A 16,072-nucleotide genomic window follows, 5' to 3' on the forward strand; every position below is an offset into this window, starting at 1 on the left:
GCGGGCACCGTCCGATCGCACATCGGGTTCATCACTTCGATACGGAGTGTTGATGTGTGTTTCCACCGCGTTCCGTCCAGAGCCTCGTCCGCGTAAGACGTGGACGCCTACGATCGGGCCTTCGCTTTCGGCGGGTACGGGACACCACAGGAGGAGCGTTCATGACACAGGGCGGACAGACGAACCCCGGGCGGCGCACGGTTCTCGGCGCGGCCGGACTCGGCGCGGCCGTGCTCGGCGCGGGCGGCCTCGCCCTCGGGCTGCCGGGTACGGCGAGAGCCGACGGCGGCAGGGGCCACGGCGGGTACCGCGACCTTCCCGTACCGACCGTCGTCGCGCACCGCGGAGCCAGCGGCTACCGCCCCGAGCACACCATCGGCTCCTACCAGCTGGCCCTGGACATGGGCGCGCACGTCATCGAGCAGGACCTCGTCCCCACCAAGGACGGGCACCTCGTCTGCCGGCACGAGAACGACATCACGGGGACCACGGACGTCGCGGCCCACCCCGAGTTCGCCGACCGCAAGGTGACCAAGTCCGTCGACGGCGTCTCCCTGACCGGCTGGTTCACCGAGGACTTCACGCTCGCCGAGCTCAAGACGCTGCGTGCCGAGGAGCGGATCCCCGGCACCCGGCGGCAGAACACGCTGTACGACGGCCGCTGGACCATTCCCACCCTCGAAGAGGTGCTGCGCTGGGCCGAGCGGGAGGGGCGGGCCCGCGGCCGGCGGATCTGGCTCCACATCGAGACCAAGCACCCCACCTACTTCCGCGGCCTCGGCCTCGGCCTCGAAGAGCCGCTCGCGGGGCTGCTGCGCAAGTACGGCCGCCACAAGAAGGACGCGCCGAACTTCCTCCAGTCCTTCGAGCCCAGCAGCATGCGGCGCATGGCGGAGCTCGTCGCCGCTCCGCGCGTCGTCCTGCTGGACGCCGCGTCCACCCGGCCCTGGGACTTCGTCCAGGCGGGCGACCCGCGTACCGTCGCAGACCTGATCGGGCCCGAGGGGCTGGAGTGGATCGCCGGCTTCGCCCAGGGGATCGGCCCGACCCTGAACCTGATCATCCCCAGGGACGCGGCGGGCCGGCTGGGCAAGCCGACGACGCTGGTACGGGACGCGCACGCGCGGGGCCTGATCCTCCACCCGTACACGCTGCGCAACGAGAACACCTTCCTGCCCGCGGACTTCAGGCGCGGCACCGACCCGACGGCGTACGGAGACGCCTTCGGGGCCCTCAAGGCGTACTTCGAGCAGGGCATCGACGGGATCTTCTCCGACAACCCGGACACGGCGCTGCTGGCGGCCGCCGACTTCACGCGCCGCTGACACGCGGTGGGGCGGCGGATGCCCACGGACGGGTGACGGTCCCGCCGTGCGGCAACCGCCGGCCGTCGGCACCACGTCCCGCCTGGCATGACCCCCACCGTGCCCGCTGCCCCACCCGCCCCGTCCCATCTCTTCAGCACGCTGCGTCCCCTGCTGGTCGCCGAGGCCGGCGCGGAGGCGGCCGGCGGGGGAGTAGATCCCGGCGACCTCGAACAGACCGTATGGCTACGGCTGCTCGAACTCCTGGACGGAGCGGGCCCGCCGCCCGACCCGGCGGACTGGCTGCTGCGCGCCGTACGGGCCGAGGCACGCCTGGCCCGCCGCGCGACGCGGCGCGAACTGCCGCACCCCGCCCCGCCCGCCGCGACCACGGACGCCGCCTGCCCGGAACGCGCCGCGCTGACCGCGGAGCGGCACCGCGTGCTGCGCGAGGCCGTCGGCAGACTGCCCGGCAGGTGTCCACGGCTGCTGGACGCGATGCTGTCTCCGGCCGATCCCACCTACCAGGAAATCGCAGGGGAGTTGGGAATGTCACAAGGGAGTTTGGGGCCGATGCGTTCCCGTTGCCTGGGATGCCTGCGCAGAATGCTGGCGGCGGAGGTTGCGGCTCCCGGGCGAGGGGGAAGGGAGCGGTAAGCGACCGGCGTATCAGGCGAGCGGGAGGCATGCACACATGGGCATGAGCGTGACCATCTCAGCGGCAGCGGCGCAGGATGCCGAGCAGATCCTCAAGTTGCAGTACCTGTGCTACCAGAGCGAGGCGGAGCTCTACGGCGACTACACCCTCGAGCCGCTCACCCAGACCCTCGACGACCTGCGGGCCGAACTCGGCCGCAGCCACACCCTGGTGGCCCGGCTCGGCGAGGAGGTGGTCGCGTCGGTGCGCGCCGCCGTCGACGAGGCGGGGACCGCCCGGATCGCCAAACTCATCGTGCACCCCCGGATGCGGCGGCACGGGCTCGGCGGCCGGCTGCTCGACGCCATCGAGGCGTACGCCGCCGGCGAGCCCGCCGCCAGGCGCTTCCAGCTCTTCACCGGTCACCGCAGCGAGGGCAACCTGCGGCTGTACCGCAGCCACGGTTACGTCCCGGTCGCCACCGAGCAGATCGCTCCGGGCTTCTCCCTGGTCACCCTTCAGAAGGAGACGCCGGTGAAGGAGTACGCCGCGAGCGCGTAGACCGCCCGCGGCAGTTCCGGCCCGTCCGGGGGCCTGCCCCCGGTTCGGGAAGGGGCGGGGTGGGCCGGGGGAAAGACCTGCCGCGGGCGTCCGCCTACGCGCGCCGTGCCCTCCGCAGCCAGATCACGCCCGTGACCGGCAGCAGCACCGGGATGAACAGGTACCCCTTCCCGAACGCCGACCACACCGTCGCGTCCGGGAACGCCGCCGGATCGATCACCGTCCAGGTCCCGACGACCAGCACGCCCACCAGCTCCGCCGCGCAGCACACCAGCGCCGCCCTGCGCGCCCTCTCCCCGCCCCGCACCAGGGTGTACGTGATGAACGCGTACACCACCGCGGCCACGGCGGACAGCGTGTAGGCGAGCGGCGCCCGGTCGTACTCCGTGGCGATCTGGTAGACCGAACGGGACACGGCGCCGACCGACATGACGCCGTACAGCCAGACCAGCAGCAGCCCGGGCCCCTTCACCAGCCGGGCGCGGGCGCGGTCCTGCTCCTCCCCGGTGACGGGCTCGCTCATCGTCACCCTCCCCAGATGTCGTGGAGCCGGACTTCGAGCACGGCCAGCACGACCGCGCCCGCCGCGACCGTCACCGACCCCCAGCGGGTCCGCTCCGCCAGCGACAGGAAGCCGGCCGCGGGCACGGCGGCGAGCGCTCCGACGAGGTACGAAACGAAGATCACCGCGCCCTCGTCCGGCTTCTCGCCGCGTGCCAGCTGCACGATGCCGACCACCAGCTGGGCGAGCGCGAGCAGGGTCACCACGGCCATGCCGATGAAGTGCCAGTCCTTGGTGGGCTGATCGCGATACGCGGCGTAACCGCACCACGCGGCAAGGGCGAGCGCGGCCACGGAGACCGTGACCGTCAGGGCGTCAAGCATGACGACGAGCGTATTACGGCCCGTACGACGGGTGAGCGCAGGGGCGGGCGTACGGGCGGGCGCACGGCCGGGCGTAGGGTCGGCCACCATGAGGATCGACGCCGAGGCCCTGCTGTTCGACAACGACGGAACGCTGCTCTCCTCCATGGAGTCGGTGATCCGCTGCTGGACCCGCTGGGCGCAGGAGTACGGCATATCGGCGGAGGAGTTCGCGGCCGTGGAGCTGCACGGCCGCCCCGCGGCCGAGATCGTCGCGGATCTGCTGCCCGCCGACACGGTGCCGGGCGCGGTGGCCCGTATCGAAGAGCTGGAAGTCGAGGACGTGGCCGGGGGCGTCGTGATCCTCCCCGGTACCGCGGAGCTGCTCGCCTCGCTCTCCTCCCCCGGGCTCCCGGCTTCGCCCGGGCGGACGGGCGAACAGGCGGGCGAACGGGAAGGCGAACGGGGAGGCGCCCCCATGCGCTGGGCCGTGGTCACCTCCGCCTCCCGCAGGCTCGCCGAGGCGCGCCTCGCCGAGGCCGGCATCCACCCCGCGACGCTGATCGCCGCCGACGACATCACGCGCGGCAAGCCCGACCCCGAGCCGTTCCTGCTGGCGGCCCGCAGACTCGGGGTCGACCCGGCGCGCTGCGTGGTCTTCGAGGACGCCCCCGCCGGGCTGCGGGCCGGCCGTGCGGCGGGAATGAGGACCGTGGCGTTGGCCACAACGCACGACCGGTCGCGGCTGGTCGCGGACATCGTCGTGGAGAATCTCTCGGCGGTGTCCCTGCAGGCCACGGGCGGCGGCGTGGAGATCGACACGGGGGACTGAGCGCACTCCGGCCGCGTTGCTCCATGAGACAGAAGTGTCCGCTATGCGGACGCGGCTGATCAGTACGTACGCGCGTCTGGTTTACTCGTCGCATGACCACGACGAGCAGCCGCACCCTTGCGACCGAGGCGACGATGACGCCCGGTGCTCGTTGTATGTGTCGAATGTGCGCCTTCTGAGGGCCCCTGCCTGAGCCTCGCGCCCCGAAGCGAGACCCGACAGCCGCGCCCCGCGTCCCCCGAGTGCGTACGTACTCGAACGGACCGGGCCCGCCTTCCCCGCGCACGCGTTGCCTCCGGTACCCACCGACCCAGCCGTGCCACGTCCACAAGACGAATGCCCCGTGCCCGGCGGACACTGCGCCGCGCACTCGACAGTGACGGAAACCCTGTGATCACCACTACGGGCCTCACCAAGGTCTATCCATCGCGTGGCCGCGAAGTCACCGCCCTGGACGGCGTCGACCTGCACGTCCGCGAGGGCGAGGTGTACGGAGTCATCGGCCAGAGCGGCGCCGGCAAGTCCTCCCTGATCCGTTGCGTCAACCTGCTGGAGCGCCCCACCGCCGGCACGGTCACCGTCGACGGCCGGGACCTCACCGCACTCGCCGGCCGCGGCCGCCGCGCGGGCAAGGAGCTGCGCCGGGCGCGCAGCCGCATCGGCATGGTCTTCCAGCACTTCAACCTCCTCTCCTCGCGCACCGTGAAGGACAACATCGAGCTGCCGCTCGAAATCCTCGGCGTGTCCGGACAGGAGCGCTCCCGCAAGGCGCTGGAACTGCTCGACCTGGTCGGTCTCGCCGACAAGGCGAGGGCCTACCCCGCCCAGCTCTCCGGCGGCCAGAAGCAGCGCGTCGGCATCGCCCGCGCCCTGGCCGGCGACCCCAAGGTGCTGCTCTCCGACGAGGCCACCTCGGCGCTCGACCCCGAGACCACCCGCTCGATCCTCCAGCTGCTGCGCGACCTCAACCAGCAGCTCGGCCTGACCGTCCTGCTCATCACGCACGAGATGGACGTCGTCAAGACGATCTGCGACTCGGCCGCGCTGATGAAGAAGGGCCGGATCGTCGAGTCCGGCACGGTCGGCGAGCTCCTGGCGACGCCGGGTTCCGAGCTGGCGCACGAACTCTTCCCGGTGGGCGGCCAGGCGTCGGGCCCCGGCCGCACGGTCGTCGACGTCACCTTCCACGGCGAGGCCGCGACGCAGCCGGTGATCTCCCAGCTCTCCCGTACGTACAACATCGACATCTCGATCCTGGGCGCCGCGATGGACACCGCCGGCGGCAGGCAGATCGGCCGGATGCGCATCGAGCTGCCCGGCCGGTACGAGGAGAACGTCGTCCCCGTCGGCTTCCTGCGCGAGCAGGGACTCCAGGTGGAGGTCGTCGACGACGAGCCCGCGAACGTACCGGCGCGTACCGCCGCCCCCGCCCCGGTGAAGGAAGGTGCCAGGTGAACTGGTCGGAGATGCAGCCGCTGCTGACGCAGGGAACCGTCGACACCCTCTACATGGTGCTGTGGTCCACCGTCGTCTCGGTCCTCGGCGGCCTGCCGCTCGGCATCCTGCTCGTCCTCACGGACAAGGGCGGACTGCTCCAGAACGTGGCCGTCAACAAGGTCGTCGGCGTGATCGTGAACATCGGCCGCTCGCTGCCGTTCATCATCCTGCTGATCGCCCTGATCCCCTTCACGACGCTGGTCGTGGGCACCTTCATCGGCCCCAGCGCGATGATCGTGCCGCTCGCCATCGGCGCCATCCCGTTCTTCGCCCGGCTCGTCGAGACCGCCGTCCGCGAGGTCGACCACGGCCTGGTCGAGGCGGTCCAGGCGATGGGCGGCGGCGTACCGACCGTCGTCTTCAAGGTCCTGCTGCCGCAGTCCCTGCCGTCCCTGATCTCCGGCATCACCACCACCGTGATCGTGCTCGTCGGCTACTCGGCGATGGCGGGCGCGGTCGGCGGCGAGGGCCTCGGCTCCAAGGCCGTCACGTACGGCTACCAGCGCTTCGAGACCGAGTTCATGCTCGTCACCGTGGTCATCCTGATCGCGATCGTGACCGTGGTGCAGCTCATCGGCGACGGCGCGATCCGGCTGCTGGCGCGCCGCGGACGCACCGCCTCCTAGGACTTCCCCGACTTCCCTCCCCAGCAAGCCCGCACTCCTTGTCCGGGCTGTCACCCGCACCACCGGAAAGAGGCACTTTTCGTGCGTAAGAACATCAAGACCACCGCGGCTGCCGCCGCCTCCGCCGCCATAGCCCTCGGCCTCACCGCCTGCGGCACCGCCTCCGACCCGGGCGCCAAGGCCGAGTCCGGCGGCAAGGCCGACGCGTCCGAGGCGCTGGTCGTCGCCGCGTCCCCGACGCCGCACGCCGACATCCTGGGCTACGTCAAGGACAACCTGGCGGCGAAGGCGGGCCTGAAGCTCGAGGTCAAGGAGTTCACGGACTACGTCCTGCCGAACACCGCCACCCAGAGCGGCGAGGTCGACGCCAACTTCTTCCAGCACAAGCCGTACCTCGACGACTTCAACAAGAAGAAGGGCACCACCATCGTGCCCGTCGCCGACGTCCATCTGGAGCCCCTGGCCCTCTACTCCCAGAAGGCCGAGGACATCAAGGACATCAAGCCCGGCCAGACGGTCGCGGTGCCCAACGACACCACCAACGAGGGCCGCGCGCTCAAGCTGCTCGCGGACAACGGCCTCATCACGCTGAAGGACGGCGCGGGCCAGGACGCCAAGCTGTCCGACATCAAGGACAAGAAGGGCCTGGAGTTCAAGGAGCTGGAGGCGGCCACGCTGCCCCGCGCCCTGGACGACGTCGACGCCGCGGTCATCAACGGCAACTACGCCATCGAGGCCGACCTGGAGCCCGCGAAGGACTCGCTGGCGATCGAGGAGGCCGAAGGCAACCCGTACGCCAACTTCCTCGCGGTCAAGAAGGGCAACGAGAAGGACGCGCGGGTGCGGAAGCTCGCCGAGCTCCTCCACTCCGACGAGGTCAAGAAGTTCATCGAGGACAAGTACGCCGGCTCGATCGTGCCGGCCTTCGGTGCCGTCAAGTCCTGACGCCCGTACGGTCCTTGTGAGCGAAGGCCCCGTCCGCCCCGCCGGGTGCGCGGGGCCTTCGCGCTCCCGGGCCGCCACCACCCGGCCATGCGCACGGCGGCCATGATGCTGCATGCTGTGCCTTTACGGCCTACCCGACGGTCCACGGCATGGAGCTGCGCATGACTACCACCTTCCCGGACATCTCCATCAGCACGGACCGGCTGGTGCTGCGCCCCTTCGACGAGTCGGACATCCCGGCGCTCATCGAGATGATGAACGACGAGATGGTCGTCGCCTGGACCTCCGCGCCGCACCCCTACACCACGACCGACGCCGAGCGCTGGGTCCGCAGGATCGCTCCCGCGGAGCGCACCCAGGGCCGCGGAATCGCCCTCGCCGTCACCGAGTTCCTCACCCAGCGGCTCGTCGGGACCGTCCACCTCCGGCACACCGACTGGCGCACCCGCGCCACCGAGGCCGCCTATGTGACGGCCCCCTGGGCGCGCGGCGAGGGGTACGCCACCGAGGCGGTGCTCGCCGTCGCCCAGTGGATCTTCCGCGACCAGCGGTTCGAGCGCCTGGAACTGCGCACCGCCGCCGACAACACCGCCTCCCAGCAGGTCGCGCAGAAGATCGGCTGCGTCAGCGAAGGCGTCCTGCGCAACGCCTGGATAGCACGCACCCGGACCGAGAACGGCGCGGACGGCGGCTGGACCGACATCCGCACCGACCTGATTGTCTGGAGCCTGCTCCCCGAGGACCTCGAAGGTGCCGCCGACCGGATGGCCGGCGCCGGCGGCTACGGCTCGTACAACGACTGGAACTGACCCCCGCTCCCCGCCCCGCACATCCGTGGTCCTTACCAGGTACTCTCACCCTCCCGCACCACCACCGCCGCAACCCACGACGACTCCAGGAGACTGACAAGGATGGCCGACCGGGTCACGGTGATCGGCTGGGACGGTTCGCCCCTCACCGCAGCGGCCAGGTCCGCCCTCGCGGCCGCCACCCTCGTCGCGGGCGCCGCGCACCATCTGTCGCTCCCCGAGGTACCCCCGGGAGCCGAGCGCATCCGCCTCGGCAGCGTCGACCTCGCCGCCCGCCGCATCGCGGGGCACCGGGGCAGCGCCGTCGTCCTCGCCGACGGAGACCCCGGCTTCTTCGGAGTCGTACGGACCCTGCGCGCGCCCCAGCACGGCCTGGAGGTCGAAGTGGTGCCCGCCGTCTCGCCGGTGGCCACCGCGTTCGCCCGCGCCGGGATGCCCTGGGACGACGCCCGGATCGTCGTCGCCCACCGCCGCACACTGCGCCGCGCCGTCAACGTCTGCCGTGCGCACACCAAGGTCGCCGTGCTCACCTCACCGGGCGCCGGCCCCGCCGAGCTCGCCCTGCTCCTCGAAGGAGTCCACCGCACCTTCGTCATCTGCGAGGAACTGGGCACGGCGCGCGAGCAGGTCACCGTCCTCACCTCCGACAAGGCCGCCGACCACGTCTGGCGCGACCCCAATGTCGTCATCGTCGTCGGAGGCAGCGCCGGACCCGCTTCCCCCGCCGCCCCTTCGAGCGGCTGGATCAGCGGCCGCGATCCCGGCTATCCGCCCGCCCTGCGCGGCTGGGCGCTGCCCGCACGGGAGTACGGCGACGAGCCGGGTACCGGGGAGGGTGAGTTCGCCGGCCTGCGGGCCGCGCAGCTGGCCCGCCTCGGACCGCGTACCGGCGACCTGGTCTGGGACATCGGGTCGGGCAGCGGGGCGCTCGCGGTGGAGGCGGCCAGGTTCGGCGCGGCGGTCATCGCCGTCGACAGCGACCCGGACGCGTGCGGCCGCACCACAGCCGCTGCCCGGCGTTTCGGCGTCCAGCTCCATGTGGTGCACGGGCGGGCGCCGCACATCCTGGAGGACCTGCCCGAGCCGGATGTCGTACGTATCGGGGGCGGCGGAGTGCCCGTCGTCTCGGCGTGCGCCGACCGCAGGCCCGAGCGCATCGTGACGCACGCGTCCACGCGCGACGAGGCGGAGGCGATCGGCCGGGCGCTCGCCGAGGGCGGCTACGCGGTCGCATGCGAACTGCTCCAGTCCGTCGAACTCGACACCGGCGCCTGGACGGAACGCGACCGCTCGGTGGTCTTCCTGCTCTCCGCGACCCACCTGGATCGCGCCCCGTGATGATGCCGCTGCGCGGCGCGGGGTAGGCTGGCCGATCGTTGTACCGCAGCCGGGCGTTCGGCGCTTCGTTCGCCAATGTCCGGAAACGGGGCCCTTTTTGGAGCTCTTTGTGGTACGGCGCAACCGGGGGCGGCGCAACGTGGCGCAGCCCACAGCGGGCCGTGGCGGGACTTCCTGCCCTCGCGGCGAACGGCCGCGAGAATGCATGGTGTCCGTGGGGTTCTCGTGCCGCGCGACAGGGACGCTCGTTCTTGTTTGAACGGGTGCCGGACGTGCCGCGAGCAGGCGTCACCGGCGAAGGGCCGAAGGAGCACAAGCGATGGATGGGCAAGGGGTACGCATGACTGACACCGGCCGGGTCCCGGGTGAGGGACTGCCGGAGGACGCAGGCATGGTGGCGCAGCCGGGCATCCCCGCTCCGGACGCGTACACCTTCCTCGAACCCTCCGAGGGCGCAGCCGAGGACGACGACCTGCTGCTGATGCCGGGCGCGCAGGGCGCGTGGAGCGACCACCAGGCCGCGCCCGCGGCGGAGACGCCGCAGGCGCAGCAGGCGCCGCCCATACACCAGGCGCCGCAGCAGCAGTCGCAGGCACAGCGGCAGCACATGCTCCAGACCTCCGAGATGCCGCAGGCGCAACTGCCGGAGCAGGCCTCCGGAGCGCCACACGCGGCGCAGACGCAGCACGCGCCCCAGGCACCCGAGACCGCCGAGTCGCAGCCGGCTTTCCGGCTCTCCTCCGTCCCGGAGCCGCAGAGCGCGCCGCAGGACCTTCAGGCGACCGAGGCGCAGGCCGAACCCCAGGCGCAGCCGCAGCCGGTTCAGGGGAGTGAGCCCGGCGCGCACGAAGCCGGTGGCCGTGACTCCGGTTCCGTCGACCTCAGCGGTGTGCGCATTCCGCCGGCGTCCGTCTCCGCCCAGGCACCTTCCCCGGCCCGCCGCCCGCTGCACCTCGGCCCGCCGATGCCCGAGACGACCGGCGGCGTCGTACGTTCGCTGGCCGACCGCGGGCCTGCGTCAGGCGCGGTGACGATGCCGCAGAACCCCGCACCCGCACGACACGTGGGACCGCCGGTCACCGGCCCCGAGTACCTCGACATTCCCCGTGACGAGGCGGCTGCGCTGCCCGGTCCGCAGCTCGGCGTGATTCCGTCGCAGGCAGCTGCGCCCTGGCCTCAGCCTCAGGCGCCTCAGATGCCTCAGATGCCTCAGATGCCTCAGGAGACCTCAGCAGAAACGGTCGTTCCGGAAGCTGTAGATCCGCAACCGCAGGTCGAGGCTGTGCCCGAAGCCGTGGTCGAGGCCGTACCCGTGCCGGCGCCGGTCGCGGAGGAGCCCGTGAGCGCTCCGGTCGAACCGGAGCAGGTCGCTCCGGAACCGGCCGCGGTCGCCCAGCCGGAACCGGCCGCGGTCGCCCAGCCGGAGCCGGTCGTGCCCGAGCCGGAACCGGCCGCGGTCGCCCAGCCGGAACCGGTCGTGCCCGAGCCGGTCGTTGCCCCCGGACCTCTCCCTTCCGAGCCGGCCGCCGTCGAGCCCGTCGCTCCGGAACCGGTCGCCGTCGCCGAGCCGGAGCCGGTCGCCCCCGAACCTGTCGCTTCCGAGCCGCAGCAGCCCGAGCTGCCGCAGCCGCAGCCGCCGTTGGTGTCTCAGGAACCGCAGCCCGTGGGCCAGTTCGTCCCGGTCGCGCCGCAGGTGGCCCCGCTGCCGTCCGGAGAACCCGTCGCCGAGGCGCAGCCGCAGCCCGTCGCCGTCCCCGTCGTGGCGCCCGAGCCCGAAGCGCCGGAAGCGGAGGCAGCGCCCGTACCCGTACCCGTACCGATTCCGGAACCTGTCGAGGCTCCGGCGCCGACTCCTGTCCCAGAACCGGCACCCGTCGCGGTACCGACCCAGGAACAGCCCCTGGCCGAACCGCCGGTGGCCGAACCGGCAGCCACCGTCATCGAGCCGGCGCCGGTCCCGACCGCGCAGCCGGAGCCCGAGCCGGCCCAGGAACAGCTCGCCGAGCCTGCAACCGAGCCCGAGCCCGAGCCCGAGCTTGCGGCCACCGTCCCGGCTCCCGAACCGCCGGTCCAGCCGCAACCGGAACCGGAGCCGCAACCGGAGCCCGCGGTCGAAGCCATCACGGCCCCCGAGCCCGAAGCGGCTCCGGAAACGACTTCCGAGCCCGAGGTTTCCGAAACCGCCCCCGCTCCCGCCTCCGCGCCCGCTCCCGGCTACGACGACGCCGAGCGCGAAGCGGTCCTGCGTGTGATGCGCGAGCGCCGCGACATCCGCAACGGCTTCCGCAGCGACCCCATCCCGCACGAGGTTCTCCTCCGCGTCCTCGAAGCCGCGCACACCGCACCGAGCGTCGGCCACTCCCAGCCCTGGGACTTCGTGGTCATCCGCTCCGCCGAGACCCGCCGGACGATGCACGAGCTCGCCGTGCGCCAGCGCGACGCGTACGCCAAGTCGCTGCCCAAGGGCCGGGCCAAGCAGTTCAAGGAACTGAAGATCGAGGCCATCCTCGACACCCCGGTGAACATCGTCGTGACCGCCGACCCCACCCGCGGCGGCCGCCACACCCTGGGCCGCCACACGCAGCCGCAGATGGCGCCGTACTCCTCCGCCCTCGCCGTCGAGAACCTGTGGCTCGCGGCCCGCGCCGAGGGACTCGGCGTCGGCTGGGTCAGCTTCTTCGACGAGCGGGAGATGGTCCGCGCCCTCGGCCTGCCCGAGCACCTCGAAGTAGTCGCGTACCTCTGCGTCGGTTACGTCGACGAGTTCCCGGAAGAGCCCGAGCTGATGCAGGCGGGCTGGTCCAAGCGCCGCCCGCTCTCCTGGGTCGTCCACGAGGAGACGTACGGCCGCCGCGCCCTGCCCGGCGAGGAGCCGCACGACCTCCTCCAGGAGACCGTCTCCAACATCCGCCCCCTCGACGCCAAGGCGCTCGGTGAGGCATGGGAACGCCAGAAGCGCATGACCAAGCCGGCCGGCGCGCTCGGCATGCTCGAAATCATCTCGGCCCAGCTCAGCGGCCTCTCCCGGATGTGCCCGCCCCCCATCCCCGAGCCTGCGGCGGTGGCGATCTTCGCGGGCGACCACGGCGTGCACGCCCAGGGCGTCACGGCCTGGCCGCAGGAGGTGACCTCCCAGATGGTCGCCAACATCCTCGGCGGCGGCGCGGTCTGCAACGCCTTCGCGAGCCAGGTCGGCGCGGAGGTCTGCGTGGTGGACGTGGGCGTGGCGGGCGAACTCCCCTCCACCCCGGGCCTGTTGCCCCGCAAAGTGCGCGCGGGCACGGCCGACTTCACCACGGGGCAGGCCCTCACCCACGAGGAGGTGCTCGCCGCGATCGAGGTGGGCATCGAAACGGCGCGCGATCTGGTGGCGGCGGGCAACAAGGCGCTGGTCACCGGTGAGATGGGCATCGCCAACACCACGGTCTCGGCCGCTCTCATCGCCGTCTACACAGGCCAGGACCCGGCCGAGATCACCGGCCGGGGGACGGGCATCAACGACGAGATGCACGCCCGCAAGGTCGACGTCGTACGCCGCGCCCTGGAACTCCACCAGCCGGACCCGGCGGACCCGATCGGCGTCCTGGCGGCGGTCGGCGGCCTGGAGCACGCGGCGCTGGTCGGCTTCCTGCTCGGCGGCGCGTCTCTCCGTACGCCGGTCATCCTGGACGGGGTGAGCGCGGGAGCGGCGGCACTGGTCGCCCGCGCGATCGCCCCCGAGGCCCTCGCGGCCTGCATCGCGGGCCACCGCAGCGCGGAACCGGGCCATGTGGCCGCCCTGAACAAGCTGGGCCTGCGCCCTCTGGTCGACCTGGACCTCCGCCTCGGCGAAGGCACGGGAGCCCTGCTGGCGCTCCCGGTGGTCCAGAGCGCGGCGAGGGCGATGCACGAGGTGGCCACGTTCGACTCGGCCGGAGTGACCGAGAAGTAACCCGCCACGCGCCCCGCCCTCAGCGGTCCCGGGCGGGCGTGTGCCGTGCCCCTCGCGCCCTCCTGCGCGGGGGGCACGGCCGTGCGAGGCGCCCCGCCCCGCACGTCGCCCGCAGGACTCGCGCTCGCCGTCCGCGCCGCGCAGGCGGGGCCACAGCCACGCGTGCTCCACCTCTCACGGTGCCGGGAGGGGACGTGCCGGGACGCTCCCCGCAGGGTGTCGAACGCAACACGCCCGAACAAACCGACGTACCCGAACGTCCGGCACCCGGGGAGACGCCACGACGCGGCACCGGCCCCGTGCGCGGGGTGGCTCCGCCGCCCCGGCCCCGCCGCCACCACCGCCCCCGGCCGCCGATGCCCCCGCAGCCCCCGGCCCGTAAGGTATTCGCGGGGCCCCGATGCCCGCCCCACCAGCCGCTTCACCGTCGCAGCGGCGCAAGGCCCCCGAGCCGGGGCCGCCGAGCCACAGAGCGGCGAAGCCGCAAGCCGCACCCACCTCCCCGCCACCTCCCCGCCCCGAGGAGCCGCACGCCATGACCGCGCCGCACGCCGCCGCAGGCGACCCGTATCCCGCCTACCCCGTCGGACTCCGCCTCGCCGGGCGGCGCGTCGTCGTCGTCGGCGGCGGCCAGGTCGCCCAGCGACGCCTCCCGGCGCTCATCGCGACCGGCGCCGACATCGTCCTCGTATCGCCGTCCGCCACCCCCTCCGTGGAGGCGATGGCCGAAGCGGGCGAGATCCGCTGGGAGCGCCGCCCGTACGCCGAAGGCGACCTGGCCGAAGCCTGGTACGCCCTGATCGCGTCCACCGACACGGCCGCCAACGCCGCCGCCTCCGCCGAGGCCGAACGCACCCGCACCTGGTGCGTCCGTTCCGACGACGCCGAGGCCGCCACCGCCTGGACCCCCGCCACCGGCCGCTCCGAGGGCGTGACCGTGGCCGTCCTCACCAGCGGCGGCCCCGACCCCCGCCGCACCGCCGCCGTACGCGACGCCATCGTCGAGGGCCTGCGCGACGGCACTCTCGTCGCCCCCCACCACCGCACCCGCACCCCCGGCGTCGCCCTGGTCGGCGGCGGTCCCGGCGACCCGGACCTGATCACGGTCCGAGGCCGCCGCCTCCTCGCCGAGGCGGACGTCGTCATCGCCGACCGCCTCGGCCCGCGCGACCTCCTCGACGAACTCCCGCCGCACGTCGAGGTGATCGACGCCGCGAAGATCCCGTACGGCCGCTTCATGGCCCAGGAGGCCATCAACAACGCGCTCATCGAGCACGCCAAAGCCGGCAAGGCGGTCGTACGCCTCAAGGGCGGCGACCCGTTCGTCTTCGGCCGGGGCATGGAGGAGGCTCAAGCCCTCGCCGAGGCAGGCATCCCGTGCACCGTGGTCCCCGGCATCTCCAGCTCCATCAGCGTCCCCGGCGCGGCGGGCATCCCCGTCACGCACCGAGGCGTGGCCCACGAGTTCGCGGTGATCAGTGGCCACGTCGCCCCCGAGGACCCGCGCTCCCTCGTCGACTGGAAGGCGGTCGCGGGCCTGCGCGGCACGCTCGTGCTCCTCATGGCCGTCGAGCGGATCGGCGCGATCGCCGCGGCCCTGACGGCGTACGGCCGCTCGCCCGAGACACCCGTGGCGATCATCCAGGAGGGCACGACGGCCGCCCAGCGCCGCGTCGACGCGACGCTCGCGACCGTCGCCGAGAAGGCCAGGACCGAGGACGTGCGCCCGCCGGCCGTCATCGTCATCGGCGACGTGGTCACCGTAGGACAGACGCAGACGCAGACGCAGACGCGGGCGCAGTAAGCGAAGCAAGGCCGCACTGGTCCGGCCCGCAAGCACCCATGCCTCCGACAACCAGCCGTTGGCACCGCACCCACGACAAGGCAGTGACCCTGTGGCCGATCTCATCACCATCGACGACCCCGACGACCCGCGCCTGAGCGACTACACGGGCCTGACCGACGTCGAACTCCGCCGCAGGCGCGAGCCCGCCGAGGGACTCTTCATCGCCGAGGGCGAGAAGGTCATCAGGCGCGCCCGCCAGGCCGGCTACGAGATGCGCTCGATGCTGCTCTCCGCCAAGTGGGTCGATGTCATGCGCGACGTCATCGACGAGGCCCCGGCCCCGGTGTACACCGTGAGCCCGGACCTCGCCGAACGCGTCACCGGCTACCACGTCCACCGCGGCGCGCTCGCCTCCATGCAGCGCAGGCCCCTCCCGGCCGCCGGCGACCTGCTCGCCCGGGCCCGCCGGGTCGTCGTCATGGAGGCGGTCAACGACCACACCAACATCGGCGCGATCTTCCGCAGCGCCGCCGCGCTCGGCATGGACGCGGTGCTGCTCTCCCCGGACTGCGCCGACCCGCTCTACCGCAGGTCGGTCAAGGTCTCCATGGGCGCGGTCTTCTCAGTGCCGTACGCCCGCCTCGAATCCTGGCCCAAGGATCTGGAGCAGGTACGGGAGGCGGGCTTCGGGCTCCTCGCCCTCACCCCCGACGAGAAGGCGTCGGCGATCGACGACATGGCCCCGCACCGCCTCGACCGGGTGGCCCTGATGCTCGGCGCGGAGGGCGACGGCCTGTCCAGGAAGGCGCTCGCCGCCGCCGACGAGTGGGTGCGCATCCCGATGGCACACGGCGTCGACTCGCTGAACGTGGGCGCCGCCGCAGCGGTCGCGTTCTACGCGGTGGCGACGGGCCGCCCGCAGTCCTGACCGGCCCGGCCCCG

14 protein-coding genes are annotated in these 16,072 nt (G+C 72.7%); 12 read left to right on the forward strand and 2 right to left on the reverse strand.

Features of this window, described 5'->3' with window-relative positions; all coding sequences use genetic code 11:
* The first annotated feature begins 161 nt into the window (after positions 1–161).
* From ABD374_RS18040 to ABD374_RS18050, 3 genes are all read left to right on the forward strand, one after another.
* Positions 162–1,325, forward strand: coding sequence for a glycerophosphodiester phosphodiesterase (locus ABD374_RS18040; RefSeq protein ID WP_344496408.1), 1,164 nt, complete (start codon positions 162–164; stop codon positions 1,323–1,325).
* A gap of 87 nt (positions 1,326–1,412) precedes the next feature.
* Positions 1,413–1,961 carry a sigma-70 RNA polymerase sigma factor region 4 domain-containing protein gene (locus ABD374_RS18045; RefSeq protein WP_344496410.1) on the forward strand — a complete coding sequence of 183 codons (549 nt, stop codon included), beginning with the start codon at positions 1,413–1,415 and terminating at the stop codon, positions 1,959–1,961.
* 37 nt (positions 1,962–1,998) lie between these two features.
* Positions 1,999–2,502: a GNAT family N-acetyltransferase gene (locus tag ABD374_RS18050; RefSeq protein ID WP_344496412.1), complete on the forward strand. Its 504-nt coding sequence runs from the start codon at positions 1,999–2,001 to the stop codon at positions 2,500–2,502.
* Between the two features lie 94 nt (positions 2,503–2,596).
* Here the strand turns inward: ABD374_RS18050 and ABD374_RS18055 are convergent, their stop codons facing one another.
* The gene (locus ABD374_RS18055) at positions 2,597–3,025 is read right to left on the reverse strand and encodes a hypothetical protein (protein WP_344496414.1); all 429 of its coding nucleotides are present in this window, start codon (positions 3,023–3,025) and stop codon (positions 2,597–2,599) included.
* Positions 3,026–3,027: 2 nt separating this feature from the next.
* Entirely contained in the window at positions 3,028–3,387 is a 360-nt protein-coding gene (locus ABD374_RS18060; protein WP_344496416.1) for a hypothetical protein, read from the reverse strand.
* A gap of 88 nt (positions 3,388–3,475) precedes the next feature.
* Here ABD374_RS18060 and ABD374_RS18065 point away from each other — a divergent pair, with 88 nt between their 5' ends.
* From ABD374_RS18065 to ABD374_RS18105, 9 genes are all read left to right on the forward strand, one after another.
* Positions 3,476–4,198: an HAD family hydrolase gene (locus tag ABD374_RS18065; protein WP_344496418.1), complete on the forward strand. Its 723-nt coding sequence runs from the start codon at positions 3,476–3,478 to the stop codon at positions 4,196–4,198.
* A gap of 390 nt (positions 4,199–4,588) precedes the next feature.
* Positions 4,589–5,653, forward strand: a complete 1,065-nt coding sequence (locus ABD374_RS18070; RefSeq protein WP_344496421.1) for a methionine ABC transporter ATP-binding protein — start codon at positions 4,589–4,591, stop codon at positions 5,651–5,653.
* Positions 5,650–6,321 carry a methionine ABC transporter permease gene (locus ABD374_RS18075; RefSeq protein WP_344496423.1) on the forward strand — a complete coding sequence of 224 codons (672 nt, stop codon included), beginning with the start codon at positions 5,650–5,652 and terminating at the stop codon, positions 6,319–6,321. Before ABD374_RS18070 ends, ABD374_RS18075 begins: the two co-directional genes overlap by 4 nt.
* Positions 6,322–6,402: 81 nt before the next feature.
* Positions 6,403–7,266: a MetQ/NlpA family ABC transporter substrate-binding protein gene (locus ABD374_RS18080; RefSeq protein ID WP_344496425.1), complete on the forward strand. Its 864-nt coding sequence runs from the start codon at positions 6,403–6,405 to the stop codon at positions 7,264–7,266.
* Between the two features lie 161 nt (positions 7,267–7,427).
* Positions 7,428–8,075: a GNAT family N-acetyltransferase gene (locus ABD374_RS18085; RefSeq protein WP_344496427.1), complete on the forward strand. Its 648-nt coding sequence runs from the start codon at positions 7,428–7,430 to the stop codon at positions 8,073–8,075.
* Between the two features lie 102 nt (positions 8,076–8,177).
* Positions 8,178–9,413, forward strand: coding sequence for a precorrin-6y C5,15-methyltransferase (decarboxylating) subunit CbiE (gene cbiE, locus ABD374_RS18090; RefSeq protein WP_344496429.1), 1,236 nt, complete (start codon positions 8,178–8,180; stop codon positions 9,411–9,413).
* A gap of 340 nt (positions 9,414–9,753) precedes the next feature.
* Positions 9,754–13,344: a nicotinate-nucleotide--dimethylbenzimidazole phosphoribosyltransferase gene (cobT, locus tag ABD374_RS18095; protein ID WP_344496431.1), complete on the forward strand. Its 3,591-nt coding sequence runs from the start codon at positions 9,754–9,756 to the stop codon at positions 13,342–13,344.
* A gap of 535 nt (positions 13,345–13,879) precedes the next feature.
* Positions 13,880–15,148, forward strand: a complete 1,269-nt coding sequence (gene cobA, locus ABD374_RS18100) for a uroporphyrinogen-III C-methyltransferase (protein ID WP_344496433.1) — start codon at positions 13,880–13,882, stop codon at positions 15,146–15,148.
* A 91-nt stretch (positions 15,149–15,239) separates the two neighbouring features.
* Positions 15,240–16,058, forward strand: a complete 819-nt coding sequence (locus ABD374_RS18105; RefSeq protein WP_344496435.1) for a TrmH family RNA methyltransferase — start codon at positions 15,240–15,242, stop codon at positions 16,056–16,058.
* The last annotated feature ends 14 nt before the right edge of the window (positions 16,059–16,072 follow it).

It is taken from the genome of Streptomyces enissocaesilis (assembly GCF_039533765.1).
Lineage (GTDB): Bacteria > Actinomycetota > Actinomycetes > Streptomycetales > Streptomycetaceae > Streptomyces > Streptomyces enissocaesilis.